At 58.2% G+C, this 22,199-nt stretch carries 18 protein-coding genes; 14 read left to right on the plus strand and 4 right to left on the minus strand.

Features of this window, described 5'->3' with window-relative positions; genetic code table 11:
* The coding region (locus K5D32_RS01975; protein ID WP_311775762.1) for an RHS repeat-associated core domain-containing protein at nucleotides 1–2,823 on the plus strand (2,823 nt) is incomplete at its 5' end.
* A gap of 111 nt (nucleotides 2,824–2,934) precedes the next feature.
* Here the strand turns inward: K5D32_RS01975 and K5D32_RS01980 are convergent.
* Genes K5D32_RS01980 through K5D32_RS01990 form a run of 3 tightly spaced genes read right to left on the minus strand, consistent with a single transcriptional unit; the run spans nucleotide 2,935 to nucleotide 5,976 of the window.
* A complete protein-coding gene (locus K5D32_RS01980) occupies nucleotides 2,935–3,897 on the minus strand; it encodes an alpha-L-glutamate ligase-like protein (protein ID WP_221576004.1) in 963 nt (320 codons plus the stop codon).
* Entirely contained in the window at nucleotides 3,897–5,435 is a 1,539-nt protein-coding gene (locus K5D32_RS01985; protein WP_221575915.1) for an inactive transglutaminase family protein, read from the minus strand. The genes K5D32_RS01980 and K5D32_RS01985 overlap by 1 nt, the downstream gene beginning before the upstream one ends.
* A gap of 4 nt (nucleotides 5,436–5,439) precedes the next feature.
* Nucleotides 5,440–5,976 (minus strand): ATP-dependent zinc protease, encoded by a 537-nt coding sequence (locus K5D32_RS01990; protein WP_025260562.1) that lies wholly within the window; start codon nucleotides 5,974–5,976, stop codon nucleotides 5,440–5,442.
* Nucleotides 5,977–6,260: 284 nt separating this feature from the next.
* Here K5D32_RS01990 and K5D32_RS01995 point away from each other — a divergent pair, with 284 nt between their 5' ends.
* The 5 genes from K5D32_RS01995 (at nucleotide 6,261) to prpF (ending at nucleotide 12,988) form a co-directional block, all read left to right on the plus strand.
* Complete coding sequence (locus K5D32_RS01995; RefSeq protein ID WP_221575914.1) at nucleotides 6,261–6,968, plus strand: GntR family transcriptional regulator; 708 nt, start codon at nucleotides 6,261–6,263, stop codon at nucleotides 6,966–6,968.
* The gene (gene prpB, locus K5D32_RS02000) at nucleotides 6,965–7,858 is read left to right on the plus strand and encodes a methylisocitrate lyase (RefSeq protein WP_221575913.1); all 894 of its coding nucleotides are present in this window, start codon (nucleotides 6,965–6,967) and stop codon (nucleotides 7,856–7,858) included. Before K5D32_RS01995 ends, prpB begins: the two co-directional genes overlap by 4 nt.
* Before the next feature lie 64 nt (nucleotides 7,859–7,922).
* A complete protein-coding gene (gene prpC, locus K5D32_RS02005; protein WP_221575912.1) occupies nucleotides 7,923–9,050 on the plus strand; it encodes a 2-methylcitrate synthase in 1,128 nt (375 codons plus the stop codon).
* Between the two features lie 68 nt (nucleotides 9,051–9,118).
* Nucleotides 9,119–11,710 carry a Fe/S-dependent 2-methylisocitrate dehydratase AcnD gene (gene acnD / locus K5D32_RS02010; RefSeq protein WP_221575911.1) on the plus strand — a complete coding sequence of 864 codons (2,592 nt, stop codon included), beginning with the start codon at nucleotides 9,119–9,121 and terminating at the stop codon, nucleotides 11,708–11,710.
* 93 nt (nucleotides 11,711–11,803) lie between these two features.
* Complete coding sequence (prpF, locus tag K5D32_RS02015; RefSeq protein ID WP_221594584.1) at nucleotides 11,804–12,988, plus strand: 2-methylaconitate cis-trans isomerase PrpF; 1,185 nt, start codon at nucleotides 11,804–11,806, stop codon at nucleotides 12,986–12,988.
* A gap of 74 nt (nucleotides 12,989–13,062) precedes the next feature.
* On the opposite strand, the gene K5D32_RS02020 is transcribed toward prpF, so the two are convergent.
* Nucleotides 13,063–13,881 (minus strand): pyruvate, water dikinase regulatory protein, encoded by an 819-nt coding sequence (locus K5D32_RS02020; RefSeq protein WP_025260556.1) that lies wholly within the window; start codon nucleotides 13,879–13,881, stop codon nucleotides 13,063–13,065.
* A 195-nt stretch (nucleotides 13,882–14,076) separates the two neighbouring features.
* On the opposite strand from K5D32_RS02020, the gene ppsA reads away from it, so the two are divergent.
* The 8 genes from ppsA (at nucleotide 14,077) to K5D32_RS02060 (ending at nucleotide 22,159) form a co-directional block, all read left to right on the plus strand.
* The gene (ppsA, locus tag K5D32_RS02025) at nucleotides 14,077–16,452 is read left to right on the plus strand and encodes a phosphoenolpyruvate synthase (RefSeq protein ID WP_221594585.1); all 2,376 of its coding nucleotides are present in this window, start codon (nucleotides 14,077–14,079) and stop codon (nucleotides 16,450–16,452) included.
* A gap of 148 nt (nucleotides 16,453–16,600) precedes the next feature.
* Nucleotides 16,601–17,590, plus strand: coding sequence for an alpha/beta fold hydrolase (locus K5D32_RS02030; RefSeq protein WP_221599083.1), 990 nt, complete (start codon nucleotides 16,601–16,603; stop codon nucleotides 17,588–17,590).
* 96 nt (nucleotides 17,591–17,686) lie between these two features.
* The gene (gene rraA / locus K5D32_RS02035) at nucleotides 17,687–18,175 is read left to right on the plus strand and encodes a ribonuclease E activity regulator RraA (RefSeq protein WP_198725096.1); all 489 of its coding nucleotides are present in this window, start codon (nucleotides 17,687–17,689) and stop codon (nucleotides 18,173–18,175) included.
* Between the two features lie 11 nt (nucleotides 18,176–18,186).
* On the plus strand, nucleotides 18,187–19,182 hold the full coding sequence (locus K5D32_RS02040; protein ID WP_221599084.1) for a zinc transporter ZntB: 996 nt from the start codon (nucleotides 18,187–18,189) through the stop codon (nucleotides 19,180–19,182).
* A 76-nt stretch (nucleotides 19,183–19,258) separates the two neighbouring features.
* A complete protein-coding gene (locus tag K5D32_RS02045) occupies nucleotides 19,259–19,507 on the plus strand; it encodes a hypothetical protein (RefSeq protein ID WP_025260551.1) in 249 nt (82 codons plus the stop codon).
* Nucleotides 19,508–19,509: 2 nt separating this feature from the next.
* Nucleotides 19,510–20,334 (plus strand): mechanosensitive ion channel family protein, encoded by an 825-nt coding sequence (locus K5D32_RS02050; RefSeq protein WP_025260550.1) that lies wholly within the window; start codon nucleotides 19,510–19,512, stop codon nucleotides 20,332–20,334.
* Nucleotides 20,335–20,420: 86 nt separating this feature from the next.
* The gene (gene sigX / locus K5D32_RS02055) at nucleotides 20,421–21,011 is read left to right on the plus strand and encodes an RNA polymerase sigma factor SigX (protein WP_025260549.1); all 591 of its coding nucleotides are present in this window, start codon (nucleotides 20,421–20,423) and stop codon (nucleotides 21,009–21,011) included.
* A 107-nt stretch (nucleotides 21,012–21,118) separates the two neighbouring features.
* Complete coding sequence (locus K5D32_RS02060) at nucleotides 21,119–22,159, plus strand: OmpA family protein (protein ID WP_025260548.1); 1,041 nt, start codon at nucleotides 21,119–21,121, stop codon at nucleotides 22,157–22,159.
* Nucleotides 22,160–22,199 lie beyond the last annotated feature (40 nt).

A 22,199-nucleotide genomic window follows, 5' to 3' on the forward strand; every position in this document is an offset into this window, starting at 1 on the left:
TACCGCTACGACGCACTGGGCCGGGTCATCGAGGAAACCGTAGCCCCTGGCACGCCCTATGAAGCTTCGCGTCATTACGGCTATGTGCTCAGTGCCGTGGACGGTCAGCAGGCCGAACAGGAAGCCACCAACGTCAAGGGAGTCAAGACCCGCACCTTGCTCGATGGCATGAACCGGGTGGTGAAGGAGTTGCGGCAAGGGGCCGATGAAAACAAGCCTGCCGAGTATTTCCAGACCTACAGTGCGCTGTATGACACACGGGGACTGTTGGTCGAGGATACTGAAAGCGACTGGCTGCTGGTCGACGTCGAGGATGAACCGGAGCCGCAACTGCGTGAACTGCCCCTGACCAGCACCTATCAATACGACGACTGGGGTGAACAGCGCAGTGTGACGGGCCCGGATGCAATCGAGCGGCACAAGGTTCAGGACCCCATCAAGCGCACCACCACCGAGTGGCAGGCAGGGATGGGCAAGACCGTCACTGTTAACAATCTGTTCGACAAGCCCGACTCGATTGAGCGGCTGGCGCTGGATGGGTCGCGTCTCAGCCTCGAAACCACGGTTTACGATGGCCTTGGACGAACCTTCGGACAATTCGATGCGTTGCGCAATTACCGGGAATCCAGCTATGACGCTTTTGACCGCCTGCATATCAATCAACTGCCTGACAAGGCTCAGGTAGAACGGATTTACGCCTTGCACAGTCGCGAGGACTTGCCTGTATCGATTGCTGTCGATGGCGTGGTAGTAGGCGAACAGACATTTGATGGTTTGAAGCGCTTGACCGACTCCACCATTGGTGGCCGGGTCAGCCGGTTCGAGTATTCCGGCGGTCAGTTGCAGCCCGGCAAGGTCTATACGCCAGGTGGCGAGGCAATCGACTATGTCTACCAGCCTCAACTGGGTGAACAGCCCATTCAGCGCAAGACCTTGAGCAGCACGGCCGATTACACCTACGACCTGCAAAGTGCCCGTCTGCGCAGCAGTAAGGAGCAGGATCAGGAGCTGGAGCGCGAATACTACAGCAATGGCGAGCTCAAGGAGGAGCGCCGAATTCAGGGCGGCGAGGCCTATGTCATGCAGTACCGCTACAGCTTCAAGGGGCTGTTGCTCGGATATACCGATGTACTTGGCCAGACCCAGACCTATGGCTATGACGCCAGCGGTCGACTCGAACAACTCGGTGCCGGCTCGCTGGTTTCGACTTTCGGCTATAACGCCCAGGGTCTGCTCGACAGCATCACAACGTTGGACAGCGGCCAGAGCCTGAGTATCAGCCTGGAGTACGACGATGCAGGCCGTGAGGTCTTGCGCAGTTTTACTCTGCCGGGAGGAACGATACAGCAATTGGTTCAGGGCTATGATGCGGCCGATCACCTGAAGCAGCGCACCTTGAAAGAGGGCAGTACGGTACTGCGTGATGAAACCTTCGCTTACGATGCCAGGGGGCGACTGGAGCTGTACACCGCTTCCGGCCCTGATGCGCCGGTGGACCCTCAGGGCAAACAGATCCAGAGCCAGACGTTCACGTTCGATGCGCTCGATAATATCCAGGGCGTCGAGACGGTTTTCGCGGGTGGCAGCAATACGGCCAGACACGAATACACGGGTCAGGACCCGACCCAGCTCAGCGCCGTGCGTAACAGTCATGCCGATTACCCTGCCAGTATCGAGCTGGATTACGACGATAACGGCAACCTGGCGCTCGACGAAGCCGGGCGCTCTCTTGAGTACGATGCGTTGAGCCGTTTACTGGCCGTTTCTGCCAACGATGGGTCTGCCGTGGTGGATTATGGCTATGACGCGCAGGACAGCCTGACCCGCTCCAGCGAAGCGGGTGCTCATGAACAGCGTTTCTACCGGGAAGGGCAACTGGCCAATCAGCTACAAGGTGCACAGCAGCGAACCTTTATCGGGAATGCCGATACTTTGCTGGCCGAGCGGCAGGGCGGGGCAAGTACCGCGACTTTACTGCTGGCGACCGATGCAAAAAAGACGGTAATGGCTGAGGTCGATGCAGGCAGCGTAACGTCTGCCGGATACAGCGTTTACGGTCATCGTAGCGACAAACAGGGAGCGGACAGCCATTGCGCCTTCAATGGCGAGCTGCGTGAGCCATCCACCGGCTGGTATCTACTGGGTAAGGGATATCGCGCCTACAACCCGGTGCTGATGCGGTTTCATAGCCCGGATAGCCTGAGCCCGTTTGATCGGGGAGGGATGAATCCTTATGCGTATTGCCTGGGGGACCCGGTCAATTATCTGGATCCGGACGGGCATTTGCCGAAGTGGTTGATACCGGTCATCGGGATTGGGCTTTCGATTGTGGGCATTGTTGCCAGTGTTGCCACATTGGGCGCGGGGACGGCTGCGGCAGGTCCTGGTGTGGCTGCCGGTTGGGCGGCGTTGAGTGCGTCCATGCAGGTATCGGTTGCGGCTGGAATTGCATCGGGAGTGACGGGGGTTGCCAGTGGCGTGGCTTTGGTTGCTGCTCCTGATTCTGGTGCCGGTGAGATTCTTGGGTATGTTTCGGCAGGGTTAGGTGTTGTGAGTTTACTTTCAGGCGCGGTGTCCTTTATCAATGGGCAGAATGCTAAAGCACTTGAGACATTAGACGCTGTTACGGAGCTTAATCTCAGGGGAGGGGCCTTTCCGGCTTATGAGAACAATTTTTTTGCAGAGGTTCAGGATGCTGTTAGCACTCTTCGTTCTGATCCGTTGCCTTTGGATAGGTTTGCTGCTCAAGATTTTCTCGCATCTGTTACGCCTCAACATCTTAGAGGATCTGAATCAACCTTTTTGAGAGCACTTACTACATGATGGGAGTCGATCCAGTCTGCTGTTTCTGTAAGGCTTTGTTTGGGTATTGAAAAGCAATGGTGCGCCCGTGCTTAATATTCAATACGGGGGTTGACGAGGCCACTTGACCCTCTACCCAAACACCTCCTGCACAAACGCCACCCGCTGCTCAGGCGTCTCCTTGACGCCTTGGCGTGCCAGCTCTTCCAGGCGCGCCTCAACCGCCTGGGTCCGGTGAGTCAGCCCGCAGTTGTTGGCGATCTGGATATTCAGGCCGGGGCGGGCGTTGAGCTCAAGGATCAGCGGGCCTTTTTCCTGGTCCAGTACCATGTCGACGCCGATATAGCCCAGGCCACACAGCTCGTAGCACTCGGCGGCGAGTTTCATGAAGCCGTTCCAGTAGGGTAGTTGCACGCCGTCCACAGGGTTGGTGGTGTCGGGGTGTTTGTTGATGATGCTGTTGAGCCAGGTGCCTTCAAGGGTCACGCCGCTGGCCAGGCCCACGCCGACACCGATGGCACCCTGGTGCAGGTTGGCCTTGCCGCCGGACTGGCGGGTCGGCAGGCGCAACATGGCCATGACCGGGTAGCCCATCAGCACGATGATGCGGATATCGGGCACGCCTTCGTAGCTGATGCTCTTGAAGATCTGGTCCGGAATGACCCGGTACTCGATCAGTGCCCGGTCCCGATGCCCGCCCAGTGAATACAGCCCGGTCAGGATGCTGGACACCTGATGCTCGATGTCCGAGTGGGTAATGATGCGCCCGGAAACCGTCTTGTAATGCCCCTCGAAACGGTCGGCCACCACCAGAATCCCGTCGCCGCCAGCGCCTTGGGCGGGCTTGATGACGAAGTCGGTGTGCTTGCCGAGGATGTCGTCGAGCCGGTCGATTTCCTTTTCCGTGGAAATGATGCCGTACATTTCCGGGACCTGGATACCCGCCTGCATGGCCCGTTCCTTGGTGATGATCTTGTCATCGACAATCGGGTACAGGCTGCGCTTGTTGTACTTGAGCACGTAGTCGGCATTACGCCGGTTGATGCCCATGATGCCCTTGGCTTCCAGGGCCTTCCAGGTCTTCCACAAACCGATCATTTGGCGTCTTCTGCTTTGAGAAAGGCCTTGAAGCGCAGCAGTTCGGTCAGGCGATAGCCACGGTATCTGCCCATCGCCAGCATGAAGCCGACCAGAATCAGCAACACGGCCGGGAAGGTGAAGACGAAGTAGGTCAGCTCCGGCACGCTCATGATCAGGTGCGCCAGAGAGGCCGCGAACAGGGTGCCGATGGCCACTTTCATGGCATGGCCGCCACCGCGCTCTTCCCAGGTGATCGACAGGCGCTCAATGGTCATGGTCAGAATCACCATCGGGAACAACGCCACCGACAAGCCGCGCTCCAGGCCCAGCTTGTGGCTGAACAGGCTGATGGCCGCGATCAGTACAACAACGAAAGTCAGCACCACCGACAGGCGCGGCAGCATTTGCAGTTTCAGGTGTTCAAGGTAGGAGCGCAGTGACAGGCCCAGTGCCGTGATCACGGTAAACAGCGCGATACCAAAGCCCAGTTGGGTTTCTCTGAAGGCCAGGGCGATCAGCACCGGAGTGAACGTGCCCAGAGTCTGCAGGCCGATGAGGTTGCGCAGGATCAGGATCACCAGCACGCCAATCGGGATCATCACCATGATCATGAACGTCTGCTGGGTTTGCAGGGGCAGGCCGTACAGCGAGTAGGACAGAAAGTCCGTGTCGGTGCTTTCGTCGGTCAGCTTGGCCAGCCGCATGGCGTTCATTTCGCTGTTGTTGAGGGTGAAACTGACCGTGGCCTTTCTGCCGCCATCGATGTTGATCAGGTTCTCGTCGCCCGTCCACCACAGCAGCCTGTCATCCGGCAGACCGGCTTCGCCGGTGTCCGGGTTGAAATACAGCCATTCCTTGCCATTGAAACTGCGCAGCCACAGCTCGGGTGTCTGTGGCTGGTCGGTGATCAGGCGGATGGTATGCACCTTCTCCATCGGTACGTGAGCCATGGACAGTAGAAGCTCGGTGATCTGGGCTTTCTTGACGGCTGAAGTGTCTCCCGCCAGCAGCAGCCTGGCGTTGTCGTCCTTGAGGTTATTGACGCGCTTGATGGCTTCGCTGATGAAGGTTTCGACATCGGCGGAGTGGCGGCGAATAGGGGCAAGCAAGGCTTCGGCGGCGATTTTTTCGGCACCTTCTACCGGGATGCTGTCGCGAAAGATCGGGCCTTTGCTCTTGGGCTTGTCTGCGCCGTAGCGCTTGGTCAGTACCAGCCGGTAATACAGCGTCTGGTTACCATTGGCGCGGCGTGAGGACCAGGTGACTTTGCGGTTGCCGTCGACGCGATTGACGCTGACGCCGTAATTATTGGAGATGAAGCTTTCGTTGAGGCTGATGTAGTCCGTGGTCAAAGGCGGGACGAACATCTGGATCTTGATCGACTCTTTACTGTTGGCCTGGAATTCTACCTTGGCGTCGATATTCCACAGGTTGTCGGTCTCGTCCTCGGTCAGCGGGATGCCGAGGATGACAATCTGATAGGCCGTGATCGTGATGCCGAGTGTCACCAGGAGCGTGATCAGGATTTTCAGATGGAGTGTAAGAGAGCGCATGTATTTACTCTGCGTTTTGAACGACGGAGGCACAGGCGGGCTTGCCCGCCACAAATTTGAGACTTGGATCGACCAGCGCATCGAAGTGTTTGAGTGCATCGGAGCCAATCAAAAGCGGGTATTGGAAAGCACTTCGGTCGGTCAAGTTCACTTCTATGGTGCGTAAAACTTCACCCATGCAGATATCGAGGTTGATCACCGGGCGTGCGCTGTACTTTTTCTCGTCGTCCGGGTCGACATCGTCGGCTCGCCGCTTGATCTGGCTGATGCGCGTCAGGGGCTGTTCGATGGGGTGGGCGTGGCTGTTATCGATGGCCAGATAGAACCTGACCCAGTTCTCGCCGTTGCGCTTGAAGTGTTTGATATCACGCGCACTCAGCGATGCGGTCTTTGCGCCGGTGTCGAGTTTGGCGGCGACCTCAAGGTCAATGTTGGTGAGTCTGGCGTATTCGTTCAGGCCGTAGACGGTCTTGTTGGCGGCAGCGCACAGGGCAGGAAGAAACAGCAGACAGAGCAACGTGGTGAGGGTTTCGAGTCTCATAGGTCCTTGCGCAACAGGCGGAAAACTTCAGGGCCGCAGCGCAGGTTTTTCAGTCTGGCGTGCTGGGAGGCCGTGTCCTTTGAAGAGCTGCACTGGGCAGATGCGGTCGCCATTCTAGCATGAAGGTTTTGTGATGCCAGTTATCCCTGCCTGCGGCTTGGGCAGTGCGTGAAGGGATATTCTTAGGGTTGTTGGAAGATTGTCGACAATCATGAGAATTGTTTTGACGAGATGTGTCGTATTTACTAGATTTACCGCCATAAGATTTTAAAGGTGTCGACAATATGTTGGATGCAGTCGAAACCTCCTCGGCCGCTATCGAGGATTCGGAAACCCTTTCCGAAAACGTCTTCAGGCGCATTCAGGCAGCCATCGTCAAGGGCGAGATCGCCCCCGGCAGCAAGATTTCCGAGCCGGAACTGGCCCGCACCTACGGCATCAGTCGCGGGCCGCTGCGTGAAGCCATTCACCGTCTGGAAGGCCAGCGATTGCTGGTGCGGGTCCCGCATGTCGGGGCGCGGGTCGTGTCCCTCAGCCATGCCGAACTCATCGAGCTGTACGAAATTCGTGAATCCCTTGAGGGCATGGCCTGTCGCTTGGCAGCCGAGCGCATGACCGCCGAACAGATCGACGAGTTACGCAAGGTGCTCGATACCCATGAGCGAGACGCCGCGTTTCAGGCGGGTGTGGGTTACTACCAGCAGGAAGGGGATTTCGACTTCCATTACCGGATCATTCAGGGCAGCGGCAACAAGACCCTCAGCCAGATGCTCTGTGGCGAGCTGTATCAATTGGTGCGCATGTACCGCATCCAGTTTTCCACCACCCCCAACCGTCCGCGCCAGGCCTTTGCCGAACACCATCGCATTCTGGACGCCATTGCCGAGCGCGATGGCGAGCTGGCCGAGTTATTGATGCGCCGCCATATCGGCGCTTCCAGACGCAACATCGAGCGCCATTATCAGGCGGCTCCCGACCGAGGTGAGAAATGAGTCACGACAATAAAACTCCCGGCCAGCGTTTCCGTGATGCCGTTGCCAGTGAGCAGCCGCTGCAGGTGGTGGGGGCGATCAATGCCAACCATGCGCTGCTGGCCAAGCGTGCCGGGTTCAAGGCCATCTATCTGTCGGGCGGCGGAGTGGCCGCTGGCTCCCTGGGGATTCCAGACCTGGGCATCACCGGGCTGGATGACGTGTTGACCGATGTGCGGCGCATTACCGATGTCTGCGACCTGCCATTGCTGGTGGATGTGGACACCGGTTTTGGCTCTTCGGCGTTCAATGTGGCACGCACGGTCAGGTCGATGATCAAGGCAGGCGCGGGAGCCATTCATATCGAGGATCAGGTGGGTGCCAAGCGTTGCGGGCACCGTCCCAACAAGGAAATCGTCTCGCAGCAGGAAATGGTCGACCGTATCAAGGCGGCGGTGGATGCGCGGACCGATAGCAGTTTCGTGATCATGGCGCGCACCGATGCGCTGGCGGTGGAAGGCCTGGAGTCGGCGCTGGAGCGTGCGGCTGCCTGTATCGAAGCGGGGGCCGATATGGTGTTCCCCGAAGCCATTACCGAACTTGCGATGTACAAGCAGTTCGCCAACCGCGTGGGCGTGCCGATTCTGGCCAATATCACCGAGTTCGGTGCCACGCCGCTGTTTACCGTCGATGAGCTGCGCGCCGCTGACGTTTCGCTGGTGCTCTATCCTTTATCGGCATTCCGCGCCATGAACAAGGCGGCGGAAAACGTCTATGGCGCCATTCGCCGTGATGGCACGCAAAAGAATGTGGTCGACACCATGCAGACACGCATGGAGTTGTATGACGCCATCGACTATCACACCTTCGAGCAGAAGCTGGATGCGCTGTTTGCTCAGAAGAAGGGGTGATGTGGAACATCCGCGAAGAAAATGAATCGCCAATTCCCGACAATTTCAAGAACTGGAGAATGCAATGGCTGAAGCAAAAGTATTGAGCGGTGCCGGCCTGCGGGGTCAGGTTGCCGGCCAGACTGCCCTGTCCACTGTCGGCCTCGCGGGTGCGGGCCTGACCTATCGCGGCTATGACGTTCGTGAGCTGGCCGCCGAGGCCCGTTTTGAAGAAGTCGCCTACCTGTTGCTCTACGGCGAATTGCCGACCCAGGCACAACTGACCGCCTATCTGGACCGCCTCAAGAGCCTGCGGGACCTGCCACAGGCACTGAAAGAAGTGCTGGAGCGCATTCCTGCCGACACCCATCCGATGGATGTCATGCGTACTGGCGCTTCGATGCTTGGCACTCTTGAGCCTGAGCTGAGTTTCGAGCAGCAGCGTGATGCGACTGACCGGCTGCTGGCGGCTTTCCCGGCAATCATGTGCTACTGGTATCGCTTCACCCATGATGGCAAACGCATCGATTGCGTGACCGATGAAACCTCAATCGGAGGCCACTTCCTGCACCTGCTGCTCGACAAGTCTCCCAGCGAGCTGCATCGCAAGGTGATGGATGTCTCGCTGATTCTCTACGCCGAGCATGAATTCAACGCCTCGACCTTTACCGCTCGTGTCTGCGCTTCAACCCTGTCGGATTTGTATTCCTGCGTCACGGCGGCCATCGGCACCTTGCGCGGCCCGCTGCATGGCGGTGCCAACGAAGCGGCCATGGAAATGATCCAGCGCTTTGCTTCAGCCGAAGAAGCCACCAAGGGCACCCTTGGGATGCTGGAGCGCAAGGAAAAGATCATGGGCTTCGGCCATGCGATCTACAAAGAGTCCGACCCGCGCAACGAGGTCATCAAGGGCTGGTCGAAAAAGCTCGCGGACGAAGTGGGCGATACCGTGCTGTTCCCGGTTTCCGAGGCCATCGACAAGACCATGTGGGAGCAGAAGAAGCTGTTTCCCAATGCGGACTTCTACCATGCCTCGGCGTATCACTTCATGGGTATTCCCACCAAGTTGTTCACGCCGATCTTCGTCTGTTCGCGCCTGACCGGCTGGGCTGCTCACGTTTTTGAGCAGCGCGCCAATAACCGCATCATCCGCCCGAGCGCCGAGTATGTCGGCGTCGAACAGCGCACGTTCGTGCCCATCGAACAGCGCTGAAGAGAGAAGGGGAGCCGCCCATGAGTTCCCCTCTCTACTCCCAAACTCCGTGATCGAGTCCCCGTGCCATGAACTCTGAATACCGCAAGCCGCTTCCCGGAACCTCGCTGGATTACTTCGATGCCCGTGGGGCCATCGAAGCCATCAAGCCGGGTGCTTACGACCTGTTGCCTTACACCTCGCGTGTACTGGCTGAAAATCTGGTGCGCCGCTGTGATCCGGCCACGCTGAAGGCTTCCCTGAGCCAGCTTGTGGAGCGCAAGCGCGACCTGGATTTTCCATGGTTTCCGGCGCGGGTTGTGTGCCATGACATTCTGGGGCAGACCGCGCTGGTGGACTTGGCCGGTTTACGCGATGCCATTGCTTCCCAGGGCGGCGACCCCGCGCTGGTCAACCCGGTGGTGCCGGTGCAGTTGATCGTCGACCACTCGCTGGCTGTGGAATGTGGTGGCAACGACCCGCAGGCTTTCGAGAAGAATCGGGCCATCGAGGATCGTCGCAACGAGGACCGCTTTCACTTTATCGACTGGACCAAAAAGGCTTTCAAGAACGTCGAGGTGATCCCGCCGGGCAATGGCATCATGCACCAGATCAACCTGGAGAAAATGTCGCCGGTGGTGCAGGTCCGCGAAGGCGTGGCGTTTCCCGACACCCTGGTGGGCACTGACAGCCACACGCCCCATGTGGATGCGCTGGGCGTAATCGCCATTGGTGTCGGTGGTCTGGAAGCGGAAAACGTCATGCTCGGGCGCGCGTCCTGGATGCGCCTGCCGGATATCGTCGGCGTCGAGCTGACCGGTCGCCGTGAGCCCGGCATTACTGCCACTGACGTGGTACTGGCCCTGACTGAATACCTGCGCAAGCAAAAAGTCGTCGGTGCCTATCTGGAGTTTTACGGCGAGGGCGCATCGAGCCTTACCCTTGGGGACCGGGCGACGATTTCCAACATGGCGCCCGAGTACGGCGCTACTGCCGCGATGTTTTCCATCGACCAGCAAACCATCGATTACCTGCGCCTGACCGGGCGCGAGGATGAGCAAGTGCGTCTGGTGGAGTTGTATGCCAGGCACACGGGATTGTGGTCCGACAGCTTGCAGCAGGTGGAATACGAGCGAGTCTTGAGCTTCGACCTGTCCAGCGTGGTTCGTAACATGGCCGGGCCATCCAACCCTCATGCTCGTGTCGCCACCACGGACCTTGCAGCCAAAGGCATCGCCGGGCAGTGGCAGGACGTGCCGGGCCAGATGCCGGACGGTGCGGTGATAATCGCCGCCATCACCAGTTGCACCAACACCAGCAACCCGCGCAACGTGATCGCCGCCGGTTTGCTGGCGCGCAACGCCAATCGCCTTGGTCTGAGTCGCAAGCCCTGGGTGAAATCGTCGCTGGCACCCGGTTCCAGAACGGTTGCGTTGTATCTGGATGAGGCCGGGCTGACGTCGGAGCTTGAGCAACTGGGCTTTGGGGTTGTGGCCTTTGCCTGCACCACTTGCAATGGCATGTCCGGCGCGCTGGAGCCGAAGATTCAGCAGGAAATCATCGAGCGCGATCTGTATGCCACGGCAGTGTTGTCCGGCAATCGCAACTTCGACGGGCGTATCCATCCGTATGCCCGACAGGCGTTTCTGGCTTCGCCGCCGTTGGTGGTGGCGTATGCCATTGCTGGCACCATTCGTTTCGATATCGAAAACGATGTGCTGGGCATTGCCGACGGCAAGGAAATCCGCCTCAAGGATATCTGGCCCAGCGATGAGGAAATCGATGCAGTGGTCAAGACGTCCGTCAAGCCGGAGCAGTTCCGGCAGGTCTATATCCCGATGTTTGCCATCGAAGAAGATAACGGCCCGAAAGTCGAGCCGCTGTATGACTGGCGCCCGATGAGCACTTACATCCGGCGTCCGCCGTATTGGGAAGGCGCGCTGGCCGGCGAGCGCACGCTCAAGGGCATGCGTCCGCTGGCGGTGCTGCCGGACAACATCACCACTGATCACTTGTCGCCTTCCAACGCGATTCTGCTCGACAGCGCGGCGGGCGAGTATTTGGCGAAAATGGGCCTGCCGGAAGAGGACTTCAACTCCTACGCAACCCATCGCGGCGATCACCTGACCGCACAGCGCGCCACCTTCGCCAACCCGCAATTGCTCAATGAAATGGCGGTAGTGGACGGCAAGGTCAAGAAAGGCTCGCTGACCCGAATCGAGCCTGAAGGCAAGGTCATCCGCATGTGGGAAGCCATCGAAACCTACATGGAGCGCAAGCAGCCGCTGATCATCATCGCTGGTGCTGACTACGGGCAGGGCTCGTCACGGGACTGGGCGGCCAAAGGGGTGCGTCTGGCGGGTGTCGAAGCCATTGCCGCCGAAGGTTTCGAGCGTATCCACCGCACCAATCTGGTGGGCATGGGCGTCTTGCCGCTGGAGTTCCAGGCAGGCACCAATCGCCTGACGCTGGGGATTGACGGCACTGAAACCTTCGACGTGATCGGCAACCGTACGCCACGTGCAAGCCTGACGCTGGTGATCCAGCGCAAGAACGGCGAGCGCCTGGAAGTGCCGGTGACCTGTCGTCTGGATACCGCCGAAGAGGTGTCTATCTATGAAGCGGGCGGTGTACTGCAACGATTCGCCCAGGATTTTCTGGAGTCAAACACCACTCTGTAGGAGCGGATTCATCCGCGAGACGTCATTGAAGGCCATACATTTTCTTCAGATGGCCTTTCGTGAATAAATTCCTACTATGCACTTGAGGTTTCCATGCCCCACAAATCCCAGATCCGAATTCCGGCCACTTACATGCGTGGTGGTACCAGCAAAGGTGTGTTCTTCAATCTGCAGGACCTGCCCGAAGCTGCGCAGGTTCCGGGTGCTGCCCGCGATGCGCTGTTGCTGCGGGTCATCGGCAGCCCCGATCCTTACGAAAAACAGATCGATGGCATGGGCGGTGCGACGTCCAGTACCAGCAAGACCGTGATTCTGTCGCGCAGCAGCAAAGCCGATCACGATGTCGATTACCTGTTCGGTCAGGTGTCCATCGACAAGCCTTTTGTCGACTGGAGCGGCAACTGCGGCAACCTCTCGGCTGCCGTCGGCTCGTTTGCCATCAGTCAGGGGCTGGTGGACAGCGCTCGCATTCCCCACGACGGCGTTGCGGTGGTGCGGATCTGGCAGGCCAATATCGGCAAGACCATCATTGCCCATGTGCCTATTACCGGCGGTGAGGTGCAGGAAACCGGCGACTTCGAACTCGATGGCGTGACTTTCCCGGCCGCCGAAGTGCAGCTGGAGTTCTTGAACCCCGCTGCGGATGAAGAGGGCGCGGGCGGTTCGATGTTTCCCACCGGCAACCTCGTTGATGAGCTGCAGGTGCCGGGTATCGGCACGCTCAAGGCGACCATGATCAACGCCGGTATCCCCACGGTCTTCGTCAATGCCGCTGATATCGGCTATACCGGCACCGAGTTGCAGGGCGATATCAATGGCGACGCTCAGGCGCTGGCGAAACTGGAAAGCATTCGGGCTCACGGCGCATTGCGCATGGGGCTGATCAAGAGCATCGACGATCCTGCGCTGCGTCAGCACACCCCCAAGGTGGCCTTCGTTGCCGGGCCTGCGGACTATCTGTCGTCCAGTGGCAAGCCGGTCAACAGAGAGGATATCGACCTTCTGGTGCGGGCTGTTTCCATGGGCAAGCTGCATCACGCCATGATGGGCACAGCCGCCGTGGCTATCGGCACCGCTGCGGCGATTCCGGGCACGCTGGTCAATCTTGCAGCAGGTGGAGGCGAACGCGAGGCCGTGACGTTCGGACACCCGTCCGGCACCTTGCGCGTCGGTGCCCAGGCGCAGCAGGAAGAGGGCGAATGGAAAGTGACCAAAGCCATCATGAGCCGCAGCGCCAGAGTATTGATGGAGGGTTGGGTGCGAGTGCCGATCAGTTAAGGCATAAACAACACTTGTGGGAGGCAGCTTGCTGGCGAAAAAAAAGCTGCCTCCCACAAAGTGATCCTCAGGGGTTATTTGAAGCGTCGTTCCACCCCTTTTTCCACCAGCACCTTGGCTGAAATCTCTTCCACAGAGAAATGCGTGGAATTGATGTTCGGGATGTTTTCCCGGCGGAACAGGCTTTCCACTTCCCGCACTTCGAACTCGCACTGGGCATAGCTGGAGTAGCGACTATTGGGCTTGCGCTCATGACGGATTGCCGTCAGGCGGTCCGGGTCGATGGTCAGGCCGAACAACTTGCTGCGGTGGGCCTTGAGAGCTTCGGGCAGTTGCAGGCGCTCCATGTCGTCTTCTGTCAGGGGGTAATTGGCGGCGCGGATACCGAACTGCATGGCCATGTACAGGCAGGTCGGGGTTTTGCCGCAGCGCGAGACGCCCACCAGGATAATGTCTGCCTTGTCGTAATAGTGCGTACGTGCCCCGTCGTCGTTGTCCAGGGCGAAGTTCACGGCCTCGATGCGCTCCATGTAATTGGAGTTGTGACCGATGGAATGCGATTTGCCCACCGAGTAGGAAGAGTGTGAACTAAGCTCTTGCTCCAGCGGCGCAAGGAAGGTCGAGAAAATGTCGATCATGAAGCCGTTGGAGGTCGCCAGAATCTCGCGAATCTCCTGGTTGACGATGGTATCGAAGATGATCGGTCGCACCTCGTCCCTGTCGGCGGCATTGTTGATTTGTTGTACCATCGCCCGCGCCTTCTCGACGCTGTCGATATAGGGGCGCGTGAACTTGTTGAACGTAATGTTTTCAAATTGTGCCAGCAGGCTCTGGCCCAACGTTTCGGCGGTGATGCCCGTGCCGTCCGAGATGAAGAAAGCGGATCGTTTCATTTGCGCCCTTGGCCTTAAGCTGGTGACGATTCTTGGATATCATAGGCGCGCTTGCCGGCCCTGATGGCCTGCATTCTCACCTTTTTTCAAGGTTGCTGCTTCAAGTCAGTCCAGAAAATGCCCGCTGTCACACCGCGCGTGGCTCGGGCACATGAGCTTTTCCCAACAACAAACACAGTTAGTGGAGAGATCACCTTGGTAGAGTACGTAGTTTCCCTCGATAAGCTCGGCGTCCATGATGTGGAGCACGTGGGAGGCAAGAACGCATCCCTCGGCGAAATGATCAGCAACCTGGCAGGCGCTGGTGTTTCGGTGCCCGGTGGTTTCGCTACGACAGCCCAGGCCTACCGTGATTTCCTTGAGCAGAGCGGTCTGAACGATCAGATCCATGCAGCCCTGGACGCTCTGGATGTCGACGACGTCAATGCCCTGGCCAGAACCGGCGCACAGATTCGTCAGTGGATCATGGAGGCCGAGTTCCCCGAGAAACTCAATGCCGAGATTCGTACGGCTTTCGCCGCCTTGTCGGAAGGCAACCCGAACCTGGCAGTGGCTGTGCGTTCTTCGGCAACGGCAGAAGACTTGCCCGATGCCTCCTTTGCAGGTCAGCAGGAAACCTTCCTCAATATCCGTGGTGTCGATAACGTCATTCGTGCGGCCAAGGAAGTCTTTGCTTCGCTCTTCAATGACCGCGCCATTTCCTACCGTGTGCATCAGGGCTTCGACCACAAGCTGGTGGCTCTTTCGGCAGGCGTTCAGCGCATGGTCCGCTCCGAGACCGGTACTGCCGGGGTGATGTTCACCCTCGACACCGAGTCGGGCTTCCGTGACGTGGTGTTCATCACCGGCGCCTACGGTCTGGGCGAAACCGTGGTGCAGGGCGCGGTCAACCCGGATGAATTCTATGTCCACAAGGACACCCTGACGGCCGGTCGCCCGGCTATCCTGCGCCGTAACCTGGGCAGCAAGGCCATCAAGATGATCTACGGCGACGAGGCCAAGGCCGGTCGCTCGGTGAAAACCGTCGATGTCGACGCTGCCGAACGTGCCCGTTTCTGCCTGACCGATGCCGAGGTCAGCGAACTGGCCAAGCAGGCGATGATCATCGAGAAGCACTACAAGGCTCCGATGGACATCGAGTGGGCCAAAGATGGCGACGACGGCAAGCTCTATATCGTTCAGGCGCGTCCTGAAACCGTGAAAAGCCGCTCCGCGGCCAATGTCATGGAGCGTTACCTGCTCAAGGAAACCGGTAATGTGCTGGTCGAGGGCCGTGCCATCGGTCAGCGCATCGGCGCGGGCAAGGTGCGGATCATCAAGGACGTGTCCGAGATGGACAAGGTCCAGGCTGGCGACGTTCTGGTATCCGACATGACCGACCCGGACTGGGAGCCGGTCATGAAGCGTGCCAGCGCCATTGTCACCAACCGTGGTGGCCGTACCTGTCACGCTGCGATCATCGCTCGCGAGCTGGGTATTCCGGCTGTTGTGGGTTGCGGCAATGCCACTCAACTGCTGCAGGACGGGCAGGGCGTCACCGTCTCCTGCGCCGAAGGCGATACCGGTTACATCTTCGAAGGTGAACTGGGCTTCGACATCAAGACCAACTCGGTCGATGCCATGCCTGAGCTGCCGTTCAAGATCATGATGAACGTCGGCAACCCCGATCGCGCGTTCGACTTCGCCCAGTTGCCCAATGCCGGTGTCGGTCTGGCGCGCCTGGAGTTCATCATCAACCGCATGATCGGCGTGCATCCCAAGGCGTTACTCAACTACGCCGGCCTGCCGCCAGAGATCAAGGACAGCGTCGACAAGCGTATTGCCGGTTACAGCAATCCGGTGGATTTCTATGTCGACAAGCTGGTCGAAGGCATCAGCACCCTGGCCGCAGCGTTCACGCCGAAGAAGGTCATCGTGCGTCTGTCGGACTTCAAGTCCAACGAATACGCCAACCTGATCGGCGGCAAGCTGTACGAGCCGGAAGAAGAAAACCCGATGCTGGGTTTCCGTGGCGCTTCGCGTTACATCAGCGAGAACTTCCGCGACTGCTTCGAGCTTGAATGCCGTGCCCTCAAGCGTGTGCGCGAGGACATGGGCCTGACCAACGTCGAAATCATGGTGCCATTCGTGCGTACCCTGGGCGAGGCGAGTCAGGTCATCGAGCTGCTGGCGGCCAATGGTCTCAAGCGTGGCGAAAACGGTCTGCGCATCATCATGATGTGCGAACTGCCTTCCAACGCGATTCTGGCCGAAGAGTTCCTGGAGCACTTCGACGGTTTCTCCATCGGCTCCAACGACCTGACCCAGTTGACGCTGGGCCTGGACCGCGATTCGGGTGTCATTGCGCACCTGTTCGATGAGCGTAACCCTGCGGTCAAGAAGCTGCTGTCCAATGCCATCCAGGCCTGTAACAAGGCGGGTAAATACATCGGTATTTGCGGTCAAGGGCCTTCGGATCACCCGGATCTGGCTCGCTGGCTGATGGAGCAGGGCATCGAAAGCGTTTCGCTGAACCCTGACTCTGTGCTGGAAACCTGGTTCTTCCTCGCAGAGGGGCAGGCTCCTGCCTGATGTGATGCAATAGCGTCTTGAATCGTCTAGGGTTTCAGGCGTTTCCAGAAAGGGCGGTTTTTTCGGAAACCGCCCTTTTTCATGGCCCGTGGTTTCAACAGTCTGTCAGAGGCGACCCGATGCCTTTGAACCTTAGATAAAGAGCTATATGCAAAGCAGCAGCAATCTTTTTCCCGTTGCCTTGATCAGTGCCGAGCGTCGTGGCGATCTGGTTGAGGACGTCTATCGCTTGAAGCCTGCCAACAGCCCTGACTCCAGTGTCGAGCTGGCTGTTACCCGTCTCGGTCTGGTGGATCAGCCCGATGTGCGCGGTGTGCCCGTCATTCTGTTGCATGGCAGCTTTTCCAATCGCCGTTTCTGGTATTCCCCCAAGGGAATCGGCCTTGGGCCGTTCCTGGCACGCGCCGGTTACGATGTGTGGATTGCCGAGATGCGCGGTCATGGGCTTTCGGCCCGCAATCAGGACTATCGCCGCAATCGTGTGGCAGATTATGCCCGCTACGATCTGCCGGCCATTGCCGCGTTCGTTCGCGAACAGAACGGGCAGGTGCCGCACTGGATCGGCCACTCCTTGGGCGGCACCACGCTGGCGGCGGCGCTGGGTGGTCAATATCTCGGTCCTGAGGGGGCGGCGTCGGCTGCGTTGTTTGGCAGCCAGATCAGTCGCACCTATTGGCCATTGAAGATTCCGCCAGTGCAGTGGACCGGGCGTCTGCTGCTCAAGCCTTTCGAGCATATTTCCGGGCCGCGCCTCAAGCGTGGACCGGAAGACGAGCCGATTGGCGTTGTTCTGGAAAGCATGCGCTGGCACGGCCTGTTCGGGCGTTTCGGTGATCGTGACAGCAACTGGTGGACCGGGCTGGCCAGCGTCGAAGTGCCGATTCTGGCAGTGGCTGCGGTGGGCGATCATCAGGACCCGGTCTGGGCCTGTCAGATGTTGTTCGACCAGTTTGGCTCGCAACAGCGGGAGTTCCTGTGCCTGGGTCGCGAGCATGGCTTCAACGAAGATTTCGACCATGTGCGGATGCTGGTCAGTAAGGGCGCGCAGCAGCAGGTCTGGCCGCGAGTACTCGGCTGGTTGCAGGAGCGCTCTGCGACTGACGAGAGTCCCGGGCTGCAGGAAGCGGTAGGGCAATAGTCTGGTTTTGTGTTTGTATGAGAGTCGGGGCGAAAGTTGAGGTCAAAGCCACTATGCTGCCCTGAGCAACCCATCTCTCACTGACAGGAGTTAGCCATGCATTATTCGACCCCCGACTTGTGCGATGCCTATCCGGAGCTGGTGCAAGTCGTAGAACCCATGTTCAGCAGTTTCGGCGGCCGTGACTCCTTTGGTGGCGAGATCGTGACCATCAAATGCTTTGAAGATAATTCACTGGTCAAGGACCAGGTAGCACTCGATGGCAAGGGCAAGGTGCTGGTCGTCGATGGTGGTGGCTCTCTGCGTTGCGCGCTGCTGGGTGATCTGCTGGCGGACAAGGCTGCGAAAAGCGGCTGGGAAGGTCTGCTGATCTATGGCTGCATTCGCGATGTCGATGTCATCGCGCAAACCGATCTGGGCGTGCAGGCGCTGGCCAGCCACCCGAAAAAGACCGACAAACGTGGTATCGGCGACTTGAATGTCCCCGTGACCTTTGCCGGTATCACCTTTCGGCCGGGTGAGTACCTGTATGCCGATAATAATGGTGTGATCATTTCTCCGTCTCCTCTGACAATGCCGGAATAAGCGAAGCAAGAATGTTCGATGAAGCAAACGCGCAGTGGGGGTTGGTTCATGCCCTCGTATTGGATGGTCAGGGTGGAGCGCGTTTCATTGCTCGAACCGAACTCGATGATCTTCAGATGCAGCCCCACGAAAGCCTGTGGCTGCATTGGGATCGCAGCCACCCGCAGACTCATTCGTGGTTGCGCAATTCCAGTGGCTTGAGCGAGTTTGCCTGCACGCTGCTGCTTGAAGAAAATACCCGCCCGCGTTTGCTGCCCTTGCCGGATCAGGAGCTTTTGCTGTTCCTGCGTGGCGTGAACCTCAATCCCGGTGCCGAGCCGGAAGACATGGTGTCGGTACGCATTTTCGCTGCTGCCCAGCGAGTGATTTCCTTGCGCCTGCGGCCTTTGCGGGCGACCGAAGAGCTGATCGAGCAGTTGAGCGAGGGCAAGGGGCCAAGGACGGCCTCGGAGCTGATGCTTTATCTGGCCCAGTACCTGACCGAAAAGGTCCAGGATCTGCTCGGCGACCTGACCGAGTCGGTGGATGACGAGGAAGAAAAGACCGATGCCGACGAGCGTTACAGTCCAGAGCACAGCAAGTTGCTGCAGATTCGTCGACGGGCAGCGGGCCTGCGCCGTTTTCTGGCGCCTCAGCGGGATATCTTCGGCCAGTTGTCGCGTATCAAGCTGAGCTGGTTCGTGGATGACGACGCCGATTACTGGAACGAGCTTAACAACAGCCTGACCCGTTATCTGGAAGAACTTGAACTGACCCGCGAGCGCGTGGGGCTGCTGCTGGAGTCCGAAGACCGGCGTCTGCGTGAGCGCATGGATCACACCATGTACCGTTTCGGGATCATCACCGGTATTTTTCTGCCCATGAGTTTTCTGACCGGGCTGCTGGGGATCAACGTCGGCGGTATTCCCGGCTCCGACAATCCTTACGGTTTTCTGCTGGCGTGCGTATTGATTGTCCTGGTAGCGGTGGGGCAGTGGTGGTTGTTCAGGCGTTTGCGCTGGTTGTGACAAATAAAATTTCAGTGCGATGTGTGACTCGCCTGAAAATGGTCACGTCTCTCACTGACATTGCGTGAGGTGCCTGATGCACGATCCCTTTGAAGAATCTTTGCGTGACATGCTCAAATCGTCATCCTCCAGCCGGGATGACGACGCTTGCCTGGGCCGTGTCCTGAAAACCGCCAACCGCCAGGTAGGTGCCGGTGTGCTGTTCGGGCTGCTTGGGCGCTGGTCCCAGGCGATGATGATTGCCCTCAATAACGGTTCAGCACACGTTTCTCCTGTTTCCCGTCGAACCCAACCTACTGCCCGTCCTGTCGATAAGGCTGATTGAACATGGAATTGGATCTCTGGACCCAGAGTCTGGTTGCTGCAATGACTGCATTGTGGACCAAAGTCGCAAACTTCATCCCTAACCTGTTCGGCGCCCTTGTGGTGGTGCTGCTGGGTTTCGTGGTCGCAAAACTGCTCGATGCACTGTTATCGAAATTGCTGGCCAAGCTGGGCCTGGATCGCCTCATGGGCGGCACCGGGCTGACCAAGCTGATCAGCCGTGCCGGCGTGAAAGTGCCTATTTCCACCCTGATCGGCAAGATCGTCTACTGGTTCGTCCTGCTGATCTTCCTGGTATCGGCGGCCGAGTCCCTTGGTCTGCAGCGTGTATCGGCGACACTGGACATGCTGGCGTTGTACCTGCCCAAGGTGTTTGGTGCGGCGCTGGTGCTGCTGGTGGGTGTATTGCTGGCGCAACTGGTCAACGGGCTGGTGCGTGGGGCTGCCGAGGGCGTCGGGGTCGATTATGCGCCCGGTCTCGGGCGAATTGCCCAGGGGCTGGTGATCATCATCAGTATTTCGGTGGCAATCAGCCAGCTTGAAGTGAAGACAGATCTGCTCAATCACGTTATCGTGATTGGCCTCCTGACCGTCGGCCTGGCCGTTGCCTTGGCGCTGGGGCTGGGAAGTCGTGAAATTGCAGGTCAGATTCTGGCGGGGATTTATGTCAGAGAGCTTTATCAGGTCGGCCAGCATTTGCAGGTGGGCGATATAGAGGGGCAAATCGAGGAAATCGGTACGGTCAAGACTACACTGCTGACAGACGAAGGGGAGTTGGTTTCTTTTTCCAACAAAATTCTCCTTGAGCAGAGAGTAAGCAGCCGTTAAGCGGCGAATCTGCTAATCTATGCCGCCCCAAATTGCCGGAATCCGGGCATTGGCGGACATTGAACTGACTGTCGGCACGACTCGTTTTGAATAAACCCTTACCGCTTTCGACGCGCTACGACCCACGCGAGCTCTCAGATGAGGAGCTGGTCGCGCGCGCTCACGTCGAGCTTTTCAACGTGACTCGGGCCTACGAAGAGTTAATGCGTCGTTACCAGAGAACACTTTTTAACGTCTGTGCACGTTATTTAGGGAACGATCGCGATGCTGATGATGTCTGTCAGGAAGTGATGCTTAAGGTCTTGTATGGATTGAAGAATTTCGAAGGAAAATCGAAGTTCAAAACCTGGCTCTACAGCATCACCTACAACGAGTGCATCACTCAGTACAGAAAGGAACGGCGAAAGCGTCGCTTGATGGACGCTTTGAGTCTGGACCCGCTTGAGGAGGCGTCTGAAGAAAAGACGCCCAAACCTGAAGAAAGGGGCGGACTTGATCGCTGGCTTGTGCATGTGAACCCGATCGATCGGGAGATTCTGGTGCTGCGTTTTGTCGCAGAACTTGAATTCCAGGAGATTGCAGACATCATGCACATGGGCTTAAGCGCAACGAAAATGCGCTATAAGCGGGCATTAGATAAATTACGTGAGAAATTTGCGGGCATCACCGAAACTTAACTCGGAGCAAATATCTCTAAAGAACTGGCAGGGTCTGCTAGACTTGCCGACGAATTGCCCCAGTTGTCATGGGGCTGCTTTACAATCACCAGATGGGGATTTAACGGATGAAACTGAAAAACACCTTGGGCTTGGCCATTGGTACTATCGTTGCCGCGACTTCGTTCGGCGTGCTGGCGCAAGGCCAAGGCGCAGTCGAGATCGAGGGCTTCGCCAAGAAGCAATACTTTGACAGCTCTCGCGACTTCAAAAACGACGGCAACCTGTTCGGCGGTTCGATCGGTTACTTCCTGACTGACGACGTTGAACTGCGTCTGGGCTACGACGAAGTTCACAACGCTCGTGGCGACGATGGCAAGAACATCAAGGGCTCCAACACTGCCCTGGACGCTCTGTACCACTTCAACAACCCAGGCGACATGCTGCGTCCGTACGTGTCTGCAGGTTTCTCCGATCAGAGCATCGGTCAGACTAACCGCGGTGGTCGTAACGGTTCCACCTTCGCCAACGTTGGCGGCGGTGCCAAGCTGTACTTCACCGACAACTTCTATGCTCGTGCTGGCGTTGAAGCTCAGTACAACATCGACCAAGGCGAGACCGAGTGGGCTCCTAGCGTCGGTATCGGCGTAAACTTCGGTGGCGGCAGCAAGAAAACCGAAGCTGCTCCAGTAGCTGCTCCAGTTGCTGAAGTCTGCTCCGACAGCGACAACGACGGCGTGTGCGACAACGTCGACAAGTGCCCTAACACCCCAGCCAACGTAACTGTTGACGCTGATGGCTGCCCGGCAGTTGCTGAAGTGGTTCGTGTTGAGCTGGACGTCAAGTTCGACTTCGACAAAGCTGTGGTCAAGCCTAACAGCTACGGCGACATCAAAAACCTCGCTGACTTCATGCAACAGTACCCACAAACCACCACCACTGTTGAAGGTCACACTGACTCCGTCGGTCCTGACGCTTACAACCAGAAACTGTCCGAGCGTCGCGCTAGCGCCGTTAAACAAGTTCTGGTCAACCAGTACGGTGTTGGCGCTAACCGCGTAAACTCGGTTGGTTACGGCGAAACCCGTCCAGTTGCTGACAACGCAACTGAAGCTGGCCGCGCAGTAAACCGTCGCGTAGAAGCTGAAGTTGAAGCACAAGCTAAGTAATTAGCCTGCTTTGAATGAGAAGCCCGGCTTATGCCGGGCT

This window comes from Pseudomonas cichorii (assembly GCF_019719005.1).
Taxonomy (GTDB): Bacteria; Pseudomonadota; Gammaproteobacteria; order Pseudomonadales; family Pseudomonadaceae; genus Aquipseudomonas; species Aquipseudomonas cichorii_E.